The following is a 16,673-nucleotide window of genomic DNA, read 5'->3' on the forward strand; positions in this document are numbered from 1 at the left end:
GGCAGGCTACTGGGCCGCATCGAGGTATTGATCGGCCCAGGCAGCGATGATTCGTGCCGCCCGTGCCGCCTGGCCCTTCCCGGTGAGGAGGTGGTCACTGCCTTCCAGCGAGACAAAGTTCCGCGGATGCCGGGCGGTCTGAAAGATGGTGCTGGCGTTTTCGATCCCCACGGTGTTGTCCGTGGGGGAGTGCAGAACCATCAGCGGCTTGTGCAGCTGCTTGATGCAGTCCGTCAGGTCCGCGTTTTCCAGGTCCTCCACAAAATGCTTGCGGATCTCCACCCGCTTCCCGCCGAGGTCCACCTCGGCGCTGCCTTCGCTGAGGATCTTGTCCAGCGCGGCGTCGAACACGTGGGCCACGTGCTTGGGTGAGAACGGCGCGCCAACGGTAGCGACGGCGTCGAGCTCGGGAATCTCCCGCGCCGCAGCGAGCACTGCTGCGCCGCCGAAGGAATGGCCCACTAGCAGGGAAATCTCTTTCCCCTCGCTGCGCATGAACTCGGCTGCCTTGACGGTGTCCGCCACCTTGTGGCTGAAGGAGCCTGCTGACCACTCGCCGGCGGATCCGCCCAGGCCCAGGTTGTCGAACCGCAGCATACCCACGCCGCTGTCCGCCAGCGCCTTGCACATCCTCGACGCGGACGGCGCATCCTTGCCCAGCGTGAACCCGTGGGAGAAGACCCCCCAGCCCTTGACCGGGCCCTCCGGAATATCAATGATGCCGGAGAGCATTTCGCCGGTGGAACCGGCAAACGAGACTTTTTCGGAGCGGGACATGGCGAGCCCTTTCAATTAAAGCAACGCGGGGTCACTTCCGGCCCAATTCCGGGGGAGGATTGGGCGCGGAGTGACCCCGCGTTGCTCACGCTTGGCAGAAACTAGATCTTGCGGGAGAGGATGGCCTGCTTGACCTCTTGGATGGCCTGGGTGACCTGGATGCCGCGGGGGCATGCTTCGGAGCAGTTGAAGGTGGTGCGGCAGCGCCACACGCCTTCCTTGTCGTTGAGGATCTCCAGGCGCATGTCGCCGGCATCATCACGGGAGTCAAAGATGAAGCGGTGCGCGTTGACGATCGCCGCCGGCCCGAAGTACTGGCCGTCGGTCCAGAACACGGGGCAGGAGGACGTGCAGGCAGCGCACAGGATGCACTTGGTGGTGTCATCGAAGCGCTCACGGTCCTCGGCGGACTGCAGGCGTTCCCGGGTGGGCTCGTGGCCCTTGTTGATGAGGAACGGCATCACTTCGCGGTAGGACTGGAAGAACGGTTCCATGTCCACGATGAGGTCCTTCTCCACCGGCAGGCCCTTGATGGGTTCCACCGTGATGGGCTTGGACGTGTCCAGGTCCTTCAGGAGCGTCTTGCAGGCGAGGCGGTTGCGGCCGTTGATGCGCATGGCATCGGAACCACAGACACCGTGGGCGCAGGAGCGGCGGAAGGAGAGGCTGCCGTCGATTTCCCATTTGACCTTGTGCAGGGCATCCAGGACGCGGTCCGTGCCGTACATGGTCAGGTTGTAGTCATCCCAGGTGGCCTCGCCGGAAACCTCCGGGTTGTACCGGCGCACGCGCAGGTGCACATCGAACGTGGGGATTTCGCCGCCACCGCCGACGCCGGCAGGCAGTTCAATCTTTGAGGCTGGCTCAGCGATTTCAGCGGTCATCTTAGTACTTCCTCACCATCGGCTCGTAGCGGGTAAAGACAACCGGCTTGGTGGCCAGGCGGATGCCGGCAATTGATTCTGCCGATCCGTCTGCCGGGGCGTGGTCATCCTTGTACGCCATGGAGTGCTTCATGAATTTCTCGTCGTCGCGTTCCGGGAAGTCCTCGCGGAAGTGTCCGCCGCGGGATTCCTCACGGTGCAGGGCCGCCACGGTCATCACCTTGGCCAGCTCCAGCAGGAAGCCGAGTTCAACGGCCTCGAGCAGGTCAAGGTTGAAGCGCTTCCCCTTGTCCTGGACGTTGATGCGCTTGTACCGCTCCTCGAAGGAGGCGATGTCGCGCAGGACCTGGTTCAGGGTGTCCGCGGTGCGGAACACCTGCATGTTGGCGTCCATGGTGTCCTGCAGTTCCTTGCGGATCTGGGCCACCTTTTCGTCGCCGGTGCCGTTGCGGGCGATGTCCAGCAGCTCGGTGGTGTACGCCAGCGGGTTCTCCGGCAGTTCCACGTAGTCGGCCGTCTTGGCGTACTCGGCGGCGGCAATGCCCGCACGCTTACCGAAGACGTTGATGTCCAGCAGCGAGTTGGTGCCCAGGCGGTTGGAACCGTGGACGGACACGCAGGCAACCTCGCCGGCCGCGTAGAGGCCAGGGACCACGGTGTCGTTGTCCTGCAGGACCTCGGTGGTGATGTTGGTGGGGATGCCGCCCATGGCGTAGTGCGCGGTGGGGAACACGGGAACGGGTTCCGTGTACGGCTCCACGCCCAGGTAGGTGCGGGCGAACTCGGTGATGTCCGGGAGCTTGGCATCGATGTGGGCCGGCTCAAGGTGCGTGAGGTCCAGGAGGACGTAGTCCTTGTTCGGGCCGCAGCCGCGGCCTTCACGGACCTCGTTCGCCATGGAACGGGCCACGATGTCGCGCGGGGCCAGGTCCTTGATGGTGGGCGCGTAGCGCTCCATGAAGCGCTCACCTTCCGAGTTGCGGAGGATGGCGCCTTCGCCGCGGGCGGCTTCGGAGAGGAGGATGCCCAGGCCGGCGAGGCCGGTCGGGTGGAACTGGAAGAACTCCATGTCCTCCAGCGGGATACCGCGGCGGAAGGCGATGCCCATGCCGTCACCGGTGAGGGTGTGGGCGTTGGAGGTGGTCTTGAAGACCTTGCCGGCACCGCCGGAGGCGAACACCACGGACTTGGCCTGGAAGACGTGCAGTTCGCCCGAGGCGAGGTCGTAGGAGACCACACCGGCAACGCGCTTCTGCTTGTACGGTGTGCCGTCTTCGCGCACTGCGTCCTCTTCGACCGTCAGCAGGTCCAGGACGTAGTACTCGTTGTAGAACTCAACGTTGTGCTTGACGCAGTTTTGGTACAGCGTCTGCAGGATCATGTGGCCGGTGCGGTCTGCGGCGTAGCAGGCGCGGCGGACGGGGGCCTTGCCGTGGTCGCGGGTGTGGCCGCCGAACCGGCGCTGGTCAATCCGTCCTTCGGGCGTGCGGTTGAACGGCAGGCCCATCTTTTCCAGGTCGAGCACGGCGTCGATGGCTTCCTTGGCCATGACCTCCGCGGCATCCTGGTCCACCAGGTAGTCACCGCCCTTGACGGTGTCGAACGTGTGCCACTCCCAGTTGTCTTCCTCGACATTGGCCAGGGCTGCACACATGCCACCCTGCGCCGCACCCGTGTGCGAGCGGGTGGGGTAGAGCTTGGTCAGTACTGCTGTGCGGGCGCGTTGACCGGATTCGATCGCGGCGCGCATGCCAGCGCCACCGGCACCGACGATGACGACGTCGTACTTATGGACCTGCATACCAGACGCTCTTTCTCTCAAAATTCGCAATAAAACAACGGGCGGGCGTTGCCTGCTCCGCAAAACAAGGCCCGCGGTTTATACCCGCGGGCCCGGGAGGTTGCCGGTGCTAGGCAGGGCAGAAGCCGCCGGGCAGGGGCACGCCGTCGACGACGGGGCAAGGGTTGAAGGTGAAGATCACCAGGGTGCCCAGGACGATGATGACGACGGTGGCTGAGTAGAGGACCGTCTTCAGCCAGCGGCGGCTTGAGTCCTTCTCGGCATAGTCATTGATGATGGTGCGCACGCCGTTGGTGCCGTGCAGCATGGCCAGCCACAGCATGGCGAGGTCCCAGAACTGCCAGAACGGGTCCGCCCACTTACCGGCCACAAAACCGAAGTCGATGGCGTGGATGCCCTCGCCCACCATGAGGTTCACGAACAGGTGGCCGAAGATCAGGACCACAAGAACCACGCCGGAGAGCCGCATGAACAGCCAGGCGATCATTTCGAAGTTGCCGCGGCTTCCGCCGGTGCGGCGGTACTGGGGCGCGATCCGCCCGCTGCGCGGGCTCTCAATCGTTGCTGACATGGCTAGTGACCTCCGAGCGCGAGGGACAGGTGGCGGATGGAGAAGGCGACCATGGTGACCACCCAGAGTCCGAGCACTGCCCAGAGCATCTGGCGCTGGTACTTGGCACCCTTCTTCCAGAAGTCCACCGCAATGATGCGCAGGCCGTTAAAGGCGTGGAAGACGATGGCCGCAACAAGGCCGGTCTCGCCCAGGGCCATGAGGGGGTTCTTGTAGGCACCGATCACCGCGGTGTAGGCCTCGGGAGACACGCGCACCAAGGAGGTGTCCAACACGTGGACCAACAAGAAGAAAAAGATCACTACACCGGTAATACGGTGTCCTACCCAGGACCACATGCCTTCACGGCCGCGGTACAAGGTGCCAGCTGGTTTTGTCGGCACTGATAAACCTCCCTGCAACACAGCGGCGCTGGCATGAGATCCACGCGGGGGGAACGCCTGCTGCGAGAGCACTCGTAGCTCAGGCCTAAATCTAGGCTTCGCTCACAGCTTATTCAATTTAGGAACTCCTTGGTGCCCAGCAACGGCAAGGATTTTCAGGATTAATGAGACAAACACCACAATCGCTCGTCCGGATGAAGTCCGGGCGCCTGCCGACAGGACCCATAAGGGGCCCGGTGCGCGGTCGGCTAAAGTAGGCCTTGATGAGTACAGACAAAGTGACAAGCCCGGTATCACCCCTTGACCGCTTCATTGCGGTGATCCCGGCCGGCGGCGTGGGGACCCGCCTCTGGCCCCTGTCGCGAGCCGCAGCTCCCAAGTTCCTTCACGATCTCACCGGCTCGGGCAGTACATTGCTGCGCGCCACCTATGACCGGCTGCACCCGCTGGCCGGAACCCGGGTGCTGGTGGTCACCGGCAAGGCCCATCGTGACGCCGTGTGCCGCCAGCTTCCGGAAGTCCAGGACGGCGACCTGGTCCTCGAGTCCGAACCCAAGGATTCCGGTGCCGCCATTGGGCTTGCCGCCGCCATCCTGCACGAACGGGATCCGGACACCATCATGGGTTCCTTCGCCGCTGACCAGGTGATCAGCCCGGACGACCTCTTCCAGCAGGCAGTCCGTGAGGCCATCCACACTGCCGCCGCCGGCAAGATCGTCACCATCGGCATCAAGCCCACCCACCCCTCAACAGGGTTCGGGTACATCCGTTCCGGCCAGGACCTGCACATTGACGGCGCGCCCAGTGCCCAGGACGTGGTGGAGTTCGTCGAAAAGCCGAACGAGGAAGTAGCCCAGCAGTACGTGGACAGCGGCAACTACGTGTGGAACGCCGGCATGTTCGTAGCCCCCGTTGCCCTCCTGCTCAAGCACCTTGAGGCCAACCAGCCCGAGCTGTTCCAGGGCCTGCAGGAGATTGCCCGCGCCTGGGACACTCCTGCCCGTGACGAGGTCACTGCCCGCATCTGGCCCACCCTGCCGAAGATCGCGATCGACTATGCAGTTGCCGAGCCTGCCGCCGAAGCCGGGGACGTCGCCGTCGTGCCCGGGTCCTTCCGCTGGGACGACGTCGGCGACTTCGCCTCCGTGGGCCGCCTCAACAGTGCCAAGGAAGTGGACGACGTTACCGTCCTCGGTGAGGGCGCCCGCGTGTTCACCGAGAACTCCAGCGGTGTGGTGGTGACCGACACCAAGCGCGTCATCGCCCTGATCGGAATCCAGGATGTTGTCATCGTGGATACCCCGGATGCCCTGCTGGTGACCACCATGGCCAACTCGCAGCGGGTCAAGGCCGCCGTCGACGCCCTGAAAGCCAGCGGCGACACCGACGTTCTCTAGGCAGTGGCGGTCCCTGCGATGTAACGCGGGGACCGCGATGGCCCGTAATCCGGCGACCCTCGCTAGAGTGAAGCAGTGCGCAATTACACTACGGAAGCCGAGCCCACCGCGCTGGTGGCACCCTGGCTTGAGCCGCTCCTGCCGGAACTGATCGATTTCCGCCGGGACCTGCATGCGCACCCGGAACTGTCTTTCAAGGAATTCCGGACCACGGACAAGCTGGCCGAACGGCTCGAAGCCGCAGGCCTCACCCCCCGCCGACTGGAGGGCACTGGACTTACCGTGGATGTGGGCGAGGGGCCGATCGCCACTGCCCTGCGCGGAGACATCGATGCGCTGCCCATCATCGAGGAGACAGGCCTGCCCTTCGCCTCGAAAAACCATGGCGTAACGCACGCCTGCGGCCACGACGTCCACACCACCACCATGCTGGGCATCGCCCTGGTGCTGCACCGCATGCACCAGGACGAACCGCTCGGCGCCACCGTCCGCATCATCTTCCAGCCCGCCGAGGAAACCATGCCCGGCGGCGCGCACGCGTGCATCGAGCAGGGCGTGCTGGACGGGGTTCCCCGCATCCTGGCCCTGCACTGCGATCCGCGCATCGACGTAGGTAAGATCGGTACGCGCATCGGCGCCATCACCTCCGCCTCGGACACCATCCGGATCGAGCTCTCCGGCCGCGGCGGCCACACCTCGCGCCCGCACCTGACCGAGGACCTCGTGTTCGCCCTGGCGCAGATCGCCGTCAATGTGCCGGCAGTCCTGTCCCGCCGGGTGGATGTCCGCAGCGGGGTTTCAGTGGTGTGGGGCCAGATCTCGGCCGGCTCCGCTCCGAACGCCATCCCCGGCACCGGCTACATGGCCGGAACCATGCGCTGCCTGGACCGCGAGGCATGGCACGCCGCCGGTGAACTGCTGGACGAAGTGGTGCATCAGGTGGCCGCCCCGTACGGCGTGGACGTGCGGCTGGAGCACACCAGGGGAGTGCCGCCTGTGGTGAACTCTGAGCATGAAACAGCCATCATCGAGGCATCCGCCCGGGCCGAAATCGGTGAAAGCGCCGTGGTGCTGACTCCGCAGTCCATGGGCGGGGAGGACTTCGCCTGGTTCCTCGCGGAGCTTCCGGGCGCCATGATGCGGCTCGGCACCAAAACTCCCGGCGGCGAGGAGTACGATCTCCACCGAGGCGACTACATCCTGGACGAGCGCGCCCTGGGGCTTGGCATCCGGGTGCTCACCGCTGCGGCGCTGCGTACCATCCGGGACCTTTAGCAGCGGCGGCGCGGGCCGCCGTCGCACTTTCCAAAAACCATGCCTCCCCGGCGCGGGTGCGCTAAGTTGTGCACAATCTAGTTGCGCGCTATGGTTGTGGAATGACTGATGCTCCACGACTGGACCGCCAGGTGTGCTTTGCGCTTTACTCCGCATCCCGTGCAGCCACCGCCGTCTACCGGCCTGTCCTTGAGGAGCTGGGCCTGACGTATCCGCAATACCTGGTGATGCTGGTGCTGTGGGAGAGCGAGCCGCGCGGCGTGAAGGAACTGGGCGAAGAGCTCGGACTGGACTCGGGCACCCTGTCACCGCTGCTGAAGCGCCTGGAGACCCTGGGGCTGGTGGAACGCCGCCGGTCCGGAGAAGACGAGCGGCGTGTGGCCATCCACTTGACCCCGGCCGGGCGGGAGCTGAGCGGGAACGCCGGCGCCATTCCGCAGCGGCTCGCGGACGCCGCGGGGCTCTCAGCCAAAGAACTGGACCAGCTGCGCGACACCTTGGGCCGGCTGACCGCCGCCCTGCACAACGCGCTCTGACACTGAAGATTTCAACCCATAACAGGACGGAAACACCGTGAAACCCCTTTACACTGCAGAGGCGCTTGCCTCCGGCGAAGGCCGCGACGGCAACGCACGTACCAACGACGGAAAGCTGGACGTCTCCCTCGCCAGCCCGGTAGAGCTCGGCGGATCCGGGCAGGGCACCAACCCGGAACAGCTTTTTGCTGCCGGCTATGCCGCCTGCTTCCACTCAGCATTGCGGCTGGTGGGCCGCAAGGAACGTGCCGACCTGACGGATTCCGCAGTGGCTGCCAAGGTCCACCTTGGCCAGCTGGAGACCGCGGGTTTCGGGCTTGCGGCGGAACTCGAGATCGCCCTTCCGGCGCTCGACCTGGCCACAGCTGAGGCGTTGGTAGCCAAGGCCCACGAGATCTGCCCCTACTCCAATGCCACCCGCGGAAACATCACAGTGGACATCAAGATCCTGGAGTATGCCGCATGAGCCAGCCTCTTCCTGTCGCCACGCGCGAGATCCAGCTGGCCTCCCGCCCGTCGGGCCGTCCGGTTCCGGAGAACTTCCGGCTTGCCGAGTCTCCGCTGCCGGAACTCGAGGACGGCCAGGTCCTGGTCCGCAACCTCTTTATGTCCGTGGATCCGTACATGCGCGGGCGCATGAACGACGTCAAGTCCTACTCCGCGCCGTTCACGCTGGACAAAGCGCTCGACGGCGGCGCCGTGGGTGAGGTGATCGCGTCCCGTTCAGAACGCCACCAGGAAGGTGATGTGCTGGTGCATGCCCTGGGCTGGCGGGAGTATGCAGTGGTGGATGCTGCCGCAGCCACGCCCGCACGCACGGACCTCGCACCAGCCTCCGCTTTCCTCGGTGCACTGGGCATGACGGGATTGACGGCATACGCTGGCCTGCTCAAAGTCGCAGAGTTCAAAGCCGGGGACGCCGTCTTCGTCTCGGGCGCTGCCGGCGCCGTGGGATCACTGGTGGGCCAGATCGCCAAGGCCATGGGTGCCTCCCGGGTGATTGGTTCCGCGGGCACGCCCGCGAAGGTGGCCCGGCTGCTTGAACTCGGCTTTGACGCCGCATTCGACTACCACGACGGACCCGTGCTGGATCAGCTGGGGAAGGCCGCCGGCCCCGGCGGCATCGACGTCTACTTCGACAATGTGGGTGGCGAGCACCTGGAAGCAGCACTGGCCACGCTCAACGTCGGCGGACGGGTGGCGATGTGCGGCGCCATTGCGCAGTACAACTCCACCGAACCCACTCCGGCACCCCACAACCTGATGCTCGCCATCGGCAAGCAGCTCACACTCAGGGGCTTCCTGGTGGGCGCCCAGCGGCAGCACGCCGCGGAATTCGCCGAAAAGATGGCGGGCTGGCTCGCAGACGGCACTGTCCGCTACGACGAGACCATCGTGGACGGGCTCGAGAATGCCCCGCAGGCGTTTATGGACCTGCTCGACGGCGCCAACACCGGCAAGATGCTGGTCCGCCTCTGACGGCTGTCCGGCAGCTGAACAACAGTAGGGGGCCGCACCCAAGTGCGGCCCCCTACTGATTGGTAACAACTTGTAAACAATCTCCGGAATGGGGTCCTGGTGTGCTACGGAGACGTGGCGCAGGCCACTAAAGTAGGTGCCATCAGTGCGCTCCGGCGCAGTGCTGCGGGCTGTCAGTGAAAACAGAATTTCAGTGCAGAAACGGACACTCATTGAATTCGAGCCGTAGCGCCACTCTCTTCATCCTGGAGGAAAATTGAAGACATCACTGCGTGCACAATTCAAGCGCGGTTCCATGGCAGGCCTGGCTACCGTCAGCGCCTCTGCCCTTCTGTTGACCGCCTGCGGCGCAGCCCCTGAAGCCGGAAGCACCTCATCCGCCGGGGCCAGCGACTACACCGGCTGCATCGTCTCCGACTCCGGTGGATTCGACGACCAGTCCTTCAACCAGTCCTCCTATGAGGGCCTGAAAAAGTCCGAGAAGGACCTGGGGATCAAGGTCAACCAGGTGGAGTCCAAGACCAACAACGACTTCGAGCCCAACCTCCGCGCCATGGTCACGGCAGGATGCGACCTGACCGTCACCGTCGGCTTCCTGCTGGGTGACGCCACCAAGAAACAGGCCACTGACAACCCGGACAGCCACTTCGCCATTATCGACTTCGGCTACGCGACCCCCATCAGCAACGTCAAGCCGATCATCTACGACACCGCCCAGGCAGCGTTCCTGGCCGGCTACCTGGCAGCCGGCACCACCAAGACCGGCACGGTGGCCACTTTCGGCGGCATCAAGATCCCCACCGTCACCATCTTTATGGACGGCTATGCCGACGGCGTGAAGTACTACAACCAGCAAAAGGGCAAGGACGTCAAGCTCCTTGGCTGGAACAAAGAAGCCCAGGACGGCAGCTTCACCGGCGACTTCGAGAAGCAGGACGTTGGCAAGCAGCTCACCCAGAACTTCCTGGACCAGGGCGCCGATATCGTGATGCCGGTGGCCGGCCCGGTGGGCAAGGGAGCCGGTGCGGCGTTGAAGGAAGCCAAGGCAGCGGGCAAGGACGTCAAGCTGATCTGGGTTGACTCCGACGGCTACCTCACCGCACCGGACTACAAGGACATCATGCTGTCCTCGGTGATGAAGCAGATGGGCGAGGCCGTGGAAACCGTGGTCAAGGAGGACAAAGACGGCAAATTCAGCAACACCCCGTACGTTGGCACGCTCGCCAACGACGGCGTGCAGCTGGCCCCGTTCCACGACCTCGAGTCCCAGGTCCCGGCGGACCTGAAGTCCGAACTGGACCAGATCAAGAAGGACATCGTGGACGGCAAGCTGAAGGTCGAGTCGGCAGCCAGCCCCAAAGCCTGACCCTGCATGTAGCGCCGCCGCCCGGCTGGTCGATGACCGGCCGGGCGGCGGTGCTTTTTGCTGCTGCCTGCCGCATTTGGGCTACCGCCCGCTCATCCCAGGACTGCAACCACTAGGCTGGTGCTGCAGCCACATATCCCGTCCGGTCGATCACTGGACGCTTCGAGATTGGTCAGAGTTTTGAAACTTGAACTCAGAGGAATCACCAAACGCTTTGGGACCCTGCTCGCCAACGATCACATCGACGTGGTGGTTGAACCCGGCCAGATCCACTGCCTGCTGGGCGAGAACGGGGCCGGAAAATCAACCCTGATGAATGTCCTGTACGGCCTGTATGAGCCGTCCGAAGGTGAAATCCTCATCGATGGTAAAGCCGTTTCCTTCCGTGGCCCGGGCGATGCCATGGCGGCCGGGATCGGCATGGTGCACCAGCACTTCATGCTGGTCCCCGTTTTTACGGTCGCCGAGAATGTGGCCCTCGGCGCCGAACCCACCAAGGCCGCCGGCTTCCTGAACCTGGATGAGACCCGGCGCCGGATCAAGGAAATCTCGGACCAGTATGGCTTCGACGTTGATCCTGACGCCCTGGTGGAGGACCTGCCCGTGGGCGTCCAGCAGCGTGTTGAAATCATTAAGGCGCTGGTGCGCAACGCCAAGGTCCTGATCCTCGATGAACCCACCGCTGTGCTGACGCCGCAGGAAACGGACGAACTCCTGGACATCATGCGCCAGCTCAAGTCCGGCGGCACGTCCATCGTCTTCATCTCGCACAAGCTGCGGGAAGTGAAGGAAGTCTCGGACACCATCACGGTGATCCGGCGCGGAAAGGTGGTGGGGGAAGCCAGTCCCACCGCACCCACCGCAGAGCTTGCCTCCATGATGGTGGGGCGCGCCGTCAGCCTGAACCTGGACAAGGCACCGGCCCAGCCGAAAGAAAAGACCTTCGAGGTCCGGGACCTCACCGTCATCGCACCCAGTGGCCACCACGTGGTGGACGGCCTCAGCTTCGATATTGCCCGCGGCGAAATCGTGGCAGTGGCCGGGGTGCAGGGCAACGGCCAGACCGAACTCACCGAAGCCATCCTCGGCCTCCAGGACCGTGTATCGGGTTCCATCAAACTGGACGGCAAGGAGTTGCTGGGCCGGTCGGTCAAGGAAGTCCTGAACGCAGGCGTCGGCTTCGTTCCGGAGGACCGCAAGGTGGACGGACTGGTGGGCACGTTCTCTGTAGCGGAGAACCTGGTCCTGGACCTCTACGACAAGCCCCCGTTCGCGAAGGGCATCAGCATGAGCCCGGCGAAGATCCTGGAAAACGCCAAGGCGCGCATTGGCGAGTTTGACGTGCGGACGCCCTCCGCCGTCGCCGCCGCCGGCACACTCTCCGGCGGCAACCAGCAGAAAGTGGTGATGGCGCGCGAGCTTTCCCGGCCCCTGCGCCTCTTCATCGCCTCACAGCCCACCCGTGGCGTGGATGTGGGTTCCATCGAGTTCCTGCACCGCCGGATCGTGGCCGAGCGGGATCAGGGCACACCGGTGATGATCATTTCCACTGAGCTGGACGAGGTCATGGAACTGGCGGACCGGATCGCCGTGATTTACAAAGGCAAACTCGTGGGCATCGTTCCGGCCGGCACCGGCCGCGACGTCCTGGGCCTCATGATGGCGGGAATCCCGCCGGAGGAACATACGCCTGTGCCGCAACCAGGGCCGGCATCCACCGCTGCTGCCACGTCCTCCACGTCTGACGCCGAAGGAGGCGACCATGTCTGACAAGCATCCCCCCAAGCACGCGGCCGGTGAACCCGGCCCAAGGGCAGAGGAGGCCACGCCCGCGGAAGACTCGACGGCCGCCGTCGTCTCCGTTGACACGGCCGGCGGTGCCATGGGTCCCTCCGCCGTCCCGGCCACCGCCCAGAGCGGTCAACTGCCGGGCGGCCCGGACACCGTACTGCGCAGGATCTTCACCGGCAGCGGCATGGTTTCGGTCCTCGCCGTACTGCTGGCGCTCATCATCGGCGGACTCCTGATCGCCAGCACCGACAAGCAGGTGGCCACCACCTCCACGTACTTCTTCGCCCGTCCCACCGACTTCCTGGCGGCCGTCTGGAACGCCGCCACCCGCTCCTACATAGCACTGTTCCAAGGCTCGGTCTTCAATCCGCGGGGCAACAGCGTTGCCGCCCAGTTCGCGCCCTTCATGGAGACCCTCACCATCGCCACGCCGCTCATCACGGCCGGCCTCGGCGTCGCACTGGCCTTCCGCGCGGGCCTGTTCAACATCGGCGCCCAGGGCCAGATCATCGTGGCCGGCATCCTGGCAGCCTGGGTGGGCTTCGCGCTCCACCTTCCCGTGGGCCTGCACCTGCTGCTGGTCCTGGTGGCGGGCATCATCGGCGGCGCCTTCTGGGGCGGACTCGTAGGTGTCCTCAAGGCACGGACCGGCGCCCACGAGGTCATCCTGACCATCATGTTCAACTACATCGCTCTGTACTTCCTGCGGTACTTGCTGAACACGCCGGCCTTCCAGCGTCCGGGGGAGACCAACCCCATCTCGCCCATCCTGGACCCCAGCGCCGTGTACCCGCAGATTTTTGGCACGCAGTACCGCCTGCACCTCGGGTTCGTCCTGGCCATCGCGGCCACAGTCCTGGTGTGGTGGCTGCTGAACCGCTCCACCGTTGGCTTCGAATTCCGGGCCGTGGGCGCCAACCCCAAGGCGGCCCAGACCGCTGGCATCAACGTCTCCCGGTCCACCATCCTGGTGATGGCCATCGCCGGCGGGCTTGCCGGTATGTCCGGCGTGGCCCAGGTGGCGGGCACTGAGAAAGTCCTGACCGACGGCGTGGCCGCCACGTACGGGTTCGACGCCATCACCGTTGCCCTCCTGGGACGTTCGACGCCGTGGGGCACCTTCGCCGCGGGCCTCCTGTTCGGCGCCTTCCGCGCCGGAGCCGTCCAGATGCAGATCCAGACCGGAACCCCCATCGACATCGTCCTGGTGGTCCAGTCCCTGATCGTGCTCTTCATCGCGGCGCCGCCGCTGGTGCGGGCCGTCTTCGGCCTGAATCCGCGGCGGAAGAAGCAGGCCCGCACTGCCAAGTCCCGCAAGGCAGCAACCACCGGAGGTGCAGCATGAGCACAACAGTTTCCTCACCCCGGCCTGGAAAGCCCCAGCCGGACAGCACAGCATCAGATACCGGCCCAGCCGCCATCTCCACCAAACCAGTGACCTGGCGGACCCCGGTCCTGCTTACCTCCTTCGGGTTGATTGCCCTGGTCTTCTTCGGCCTGCTGGCACCCAACCAGACCGCCAGCTTCGGGATCTCCACCGGCGAGGACTTTTTCCAGCTGCCGGCACTGCAGGTCAACGCCTTTGCCGGCGGGATCGTCCTCTCAGTCCTCCTGCTGGGACTCGCCGGCTACGCCGTCTACCTCAAGACCAAGGGCAGGCCCGCTCCGGGCTGGCTGACGGTGACGTTTATCGTCCTGTTCGTGGCCGCGTTCCTCATCTGGGTGGTGGGTGGCGCCCGGACCCCGAACATTTCCCTCGCCGGCCTTATTGCCGGGTCTGTCACCCTGGCGGTCCCGCTGGTGTTCGGCTCGCTGTCCGGCGTCCTGTGTGAGCGCGTGGGCGTGGTGAACATCGCCATCGAGGGCCAACTCCTGGGCGGCGCCTTCACCGCCGCCATCGTGGCCAGCATGACGCAGAACCCGTTTATCGGGCTGGCGGCCGCCGCCGTTGCCGGAGCCGTGGTGTCCATGGTGCTGGCATTGTTCAGTATCAAATACCTCGTCAACCAGATCATCGTGGGCGTGGTGCTCAACGTCCTGGTCTCCGGCGTCACGGGATTCCTCTTCAGCACCGTGATGCAGGCCAACAAGGCCCAGTTCAATTCACCTCCCGGGCTGGACATCATCGAGATTCCCGTCCTGTCCAGCATTCCGATCGTCGGTCCTATCCTGTTCCGCCAGTCCCTGGTGGGATACCTGATGTACATCGCGGTCCTGGTGGTCTGGGTAGGCCTGTTCAAAACCCGCTGGGGCCTGCGGGTCCGGGCCGTGGGCGAGCACCCGCAGGCTGCCGACACCCTGGGCATCAACGTCAACGCCACCCGGTTCTGGAACGTCACGCTGGGCGGGGCGGTGGCCGGCATCGGCGGGTCATTCTTCACCTTGGTGGCGATCGACAGCTTCACCAAGGAAATCTCCGGCGGGCGCGGCTTTATCGCGTTGGCCGCCCTGATCTTCGGCCGGTGGAACCCGATCGGAGCCTTCTTCGCCGCGCTGCTCTTCGGTTTCGCGGACAACCTGCAGAGCATCGTGACCATCATTGGAACCCCGGTACCCAGCCAGTTCATGGCGATGCTGCCCTACCTGGTGACAGTCCTCGCCGTGGCCGGGCTGGTGGGCAGGTCCCGGGGCCCGGCGGCCAGCGGCATTCCCTATGTCAAGGGTTGACGCCGTGGCCGGAGCGACGGAACTGGACTGGTCCGCCCTGGAGGCTGCCGCCGTCGAGGCCATGCAGAAGGCCTACGTGCCCTATTCGAAGTTCCCGGTGGGGGCGGCGGCGTTGACCGAGGACGGCCGGATTGTCAGCGGCTGCAACGTTGAAAATGCCAGTTACGGGCTGACCCTCTGCGCTGAATGCGCACTGGTGGGCAACCTGCACATGACCGGGGGCGGACTGCTCCGTGCCTTCTACTGCGTGGACGGCAACGGCAAGGTCCTGATGCCCTGTGGCCGCTGCCGCCAGCTGCTGTACGAATTCCGTGCGCCCGGTATGGAACTCATGACCACCCAAGGCATCAAGACCATGGACCAGGTGCTGCCCGACGCCTTCGGTCCCGAACACCTGGAGGAAACCCGGTGACAGACCCCCGCGCACAGAACAACAACACCGCCGAAGCGTTCGACGCCGTAGACATCATCCGAGTCAAGCGGGACAAAGGCACGCTCAGCCCCGAACAGATCGACTGGACCATCGACGCCTACACCAGGGGCGTCATCGCCGACGAGCAGATGGCCGCCCTGAACATGGCCATCTTGCTCAACGGCATGAACCACAGCGAGATAGCCCGGTGGACGGCCGCAATGATCGCCTCCGGTGAGCGGATGGACTTCTCCAGCCTGCGGCGGCCCGACGGCGGCCTGAAATACACCTCGGACAAGCACTCCACCGGCGGGGTGGGGGACAAGATCACCCTGCCCCTGGCGCCGCTCGTGGCCGTCTTCGGTGTTGCCGTTCCGCAGCTCTCCGGCCGTGGACTGGGGCACACCGGCGGCACCCTGGACAAGCTGGAGGCCATCCCCGGGTGGCGTGCCAGCCTCAGCAATGAGGAAATGCTGGCACAGCTGCAGGACGTGGGCGCGGTCATCTGCGCCGCCGGGGCCGGGCTGGCTCCCGCGGACAAAAAGCTCTACGCGCTCCGCGACGTCACCGGCACCGTAGAGGCGATTCCGCTCATCGCATCCTCCATCATGAGCAAAAAGATCGCCGAGGGGACAGGCTCGCTGGTCCTGGACGTCAAGGTGGGCAGCGGCGCTTTTATGAAGGATGAGGCAAAGGCCCGCGAACTCGCCGAGACCATGGTGGCCCTGGGCAAGGACGCCGGGGTCAACACCGTGGCCCTCCTGACCAACATGAATACGCCGCTTGGACTCACCGCCGGCAACGCCATTGAGGTGGAGGAGTCCGTGGAGGTTCTGGCCGGCGGTGGTCCTGACGATGTGGTGGAGTTGACCGTCCGGCTCGCGGAGGAAATGCTCGCCGCGGCAGGAGTGCACGACGCCGATCCCGCCGCTGCGCTGAAGGACGGCCGCGCCATGGATGTCTGGAACCGAATGATCGAGGCCCAGGGCGGCGATCCGCGGGCCAAGCTGCCGGCGGCCCGGGAATCGGAGGTGATTTACGCCCCGGCGGATGGCGTGCTGGTGGAGCTGGACGCCTTGGCCGTCGGGGTGGCCGCGTGGCGGCTCGGCGCCGGACGGGCGCGCAAGGAGGACGTAGTCCAGGCGGGTGCAGGGGTGCGCATGCATGCTAAGCCCGGCGCCGTGGTCCGGGCCGGCGAGCCACTGATGACCCTGCTGACCGACACCCCGGAACGCTTCGCCCGGGCCAAGGAAGCACTGGAGCAGGCTGTGGTCATAGCGCCGGAAGGCTCACGGCCGGCGCAGCGCCTGATTATCGACCGCATAGCATAGGGT

The 16,673-nt window shown here is 65.1% G+C and carries 16 protein-coding genes; 11 read left to right on the top strand and 5 right to left on the bottom strand.

Going from position 1 to position 16,673, the window contains the following annotated elements; translation table 11 throughout:
• Window positions 1-6: 6 nt before the first annotated feature.
• The 5 genes from QRN11_RS06330 to sdhC all read right to left on the bottom strand — a co-directional run bounded on the left by QRN11_RS06330 (window position 7) and on the right by sdhC (window position 4,416).
• Window positions 7-777, bottom strand: coding sequence for an alpha/beta hydrolase family protein (locus tag QRN11_RS06330; RefSeq protein WP_091423161.1), 771 nt, complete (start codon window positions 775-777; stop codon window positions 7-9).
• Between the two features lie 101 nt (window positions 778-878).
• Entirely contained in the window at window positions 879-1,661 is a 783-nt protein-coding gene (locus tag QRN11_RS06335; protein WP_091423158.1) for a succinate dehydrogenase iron-sulfur subunit, read from the bottom strand.
• Between the two features lies 1 nt (window position 1,662).
• Complete coding sequence (gene sdhA / locus QRN11_RS06340; protein WP_091423156.1) at window positions 1,663-3,462, bottom strand: succinate dehydrogenase flavoprotein subunit; 1,800 nt, start codon at window positions 3,460-3,462, stop codon at window positions 1,663-1,665.
• 109 nt (window positions 3,463-3,571) lie between these two features.
• Window positions 3,572-4,033 carry a succinate dehydrogenase hydrophobic membrane anchor subunit gene (locus QRN11_RS06345; protein ID WP_091423153.1) on the bottom strand — a complete coding sequence of 154 codons (462 nt, stop codon included), beginning with the start codon at window positions 4,031-4,033 and terminating at the stop codon, window positions 3,572-3,574.
• A 2-nt stretch (window positions 4,034-4,035) separates the two neighbouring features.
• The gene (gene sdhC / locus QRN11_RS06350) at window positions 4,036-4,416 is read right to left on the bottom strand and encodes a succinate dehydrogenase, cytochrome b556 subunit (RefSeq protein WP_015936418.1); all 381 of its coding nucleotides are present in this window, start codon (window positions 4,414-4,416) and stop codon (window positions 4,036-4,038) included.
• A 263-nt stretch (window positions 4,417-4,679) separates the two neighbouring features.
• Here sdhC and QRN11_RS06355 point away from each other — a divergent pair, with 263 nt between their 5' ends.
• The 11 genes from QRN11_RS06355 (at window position 4,680) to QRN11_RS06405 (ending at window position 16,670) form a co-directional block, all read left to right on the top strand.
• Window positions 4,680-5,813 carry a mannose-1-phosphate guanylyltransferase gene (locus QRN11_RS06355; protein ID WP_091423150.1) on the top strand — a complete coding sequence of 378 codons (1,134 nt, stop codon included), beginning with the start codon at window positions 4,680-4,682 and terminating at the stop codon, window positions 5,811-5,813.
• Window positions 5,814-5,888: 75 nt separating this feature from the next.
• Complete coding sequence (locus tag QRN11_RS06360; RefSeq protein WP_091423146.1) at window positions 5,889-7,088, top strand: amidohydrolase; 1,200 nt, start codon at window positions 5,889-5,891, stop codon at window positions 7,086-7,088.
• Window positions 7,089-7,189: 101 nt separating this feature from the next.
• Window positions 7,190-7,624 (top strand): MarR family winged helix-turn-helix transcriptional regulator, encoded by a 435-nt coding sequence (locus QRN11_RS06365; RefSeq protein WP_285250300.1) that lies wholly within the window; start codon window positions 7,190-7,192, stop codon window positions 7,622-7,624.
• Between the two features lie 37 nt (window positions 7,625-7,661).
• The gene (locus QRN11_RS06370) at window positions 7,662-8,090 is read left to right on the top strand and encodes an organic hydroperoxide resistance protein (protein ID WP_091423139.1); all 429 of its coding nucleotides are present in this window, start codon (window positions 7,662-7,664) and stop codon (window positions 8,088-8,090) included.
• Window positions 8,087-9,103 (top strand): NADP-dependent oxidoreductase, encoded by a 1,017-nt coding sequence (locus QRN11_RS06375; protein WP_285250301.1) that lies wholly within the window; start codon window positions 8,087-8,089, stop codon window positions 9,101-9,103. The genes QRN11_RS06370 and QRN11_RS06375 overlap by 4 nt, the downstream gene beginning before the upstream one ends.
• 256 nt (window positions 9,104-9,359) lie before the next feature.
• The gene (locus tag QRN11_RS06380) at window positions 9,360-10,469 is read left to right on the top strand and encodes a BMP family lipoprotein (protein ID WP_502686313.1); all 1,110 of its coding nucleotides are present in this window, start codon (window positions 9,360-9,362) and stop codon (window positions 10,467-10,469) included.
• A 180-nt stretch (window positions 10,470-10,649) separates the two neighbouring features.
• A complete protein-coding gene (locus QRN11_RS06385) occupies window positions 10,650-12,239 on the top strand; it encodes an ABC transporter ATP-binding protein (protein WP_285250302.1) in 1,590 nt (529 codons plus the stop codon).
• Window positions 12,232-13,605: an ABC transporter permease gene (locus QRN11_RS06390; RefSeq protein WP_285250303.1), complete on the top strand. Its 1,374-nt coding sequence runs from the start codon at window positions 12,232-12,234 to the stop codon at window positions 13,603-13,605. Before QRN11_RS06385 ends, QRN11_RS06390 begins: the two co-directional genes overlap by 8 nt.
• Window positions 13,602-14,927 (top strand): ABC transporter permease, encoded by a 1,326-nt coding sequence (locus QRN11_RS06395; protein WP_285250304.1) that lies wholly within the window; start codon window positions 13,602-13,604, stop codon window positions 14,925-14,927. The genes QRN11_RS06390 and QRN11_RS06395 overlap by 4 nt, the downstream gene beginning before the upstream one ends.
• Window positions 14,914-15,339 (top strand): cytidine deaminase, encoded by a 426-nt coding sequence (locus QRN11_RS06400; RefSeq protein WP_091423126.1) that lies wholly within the window; start codon window positions 14,914-14,916, stop codon window positions 15,337-15,339. The genes QRN11_RS06395 and QRN11_RS06400 overlap by 14 nt, the downstream gene beginning before the upstream one ends.
• Window positions 15,336-16,670 (top strand): thymidine phosphorylase, encoded by a 1,335-nt coding sequence (locus QRN11_RS06405; RefSeq protein WP_285250305.1) that lies wholly within the window; start codon window positions 15,336-15,338, stop codon window positions 16,668-16,670. Before QRN11_RS06400 ends, QRN11_RS06405 begins: the two co-directional genes overlap by 4 nt.
• Window positions 16,671-16,673: the final 3 nt, after the last annotated feature.

The sequence above is a fragment of the Pseudarthrobacter sp. fls2-241-R2A-168 genome (genome assembly GCF_030209335.1).
Lineage (GTDB): Bacteria > Actinomycetota > Actinomycetes > Actinomycetales > Micrococcaceae > Arthrobacter.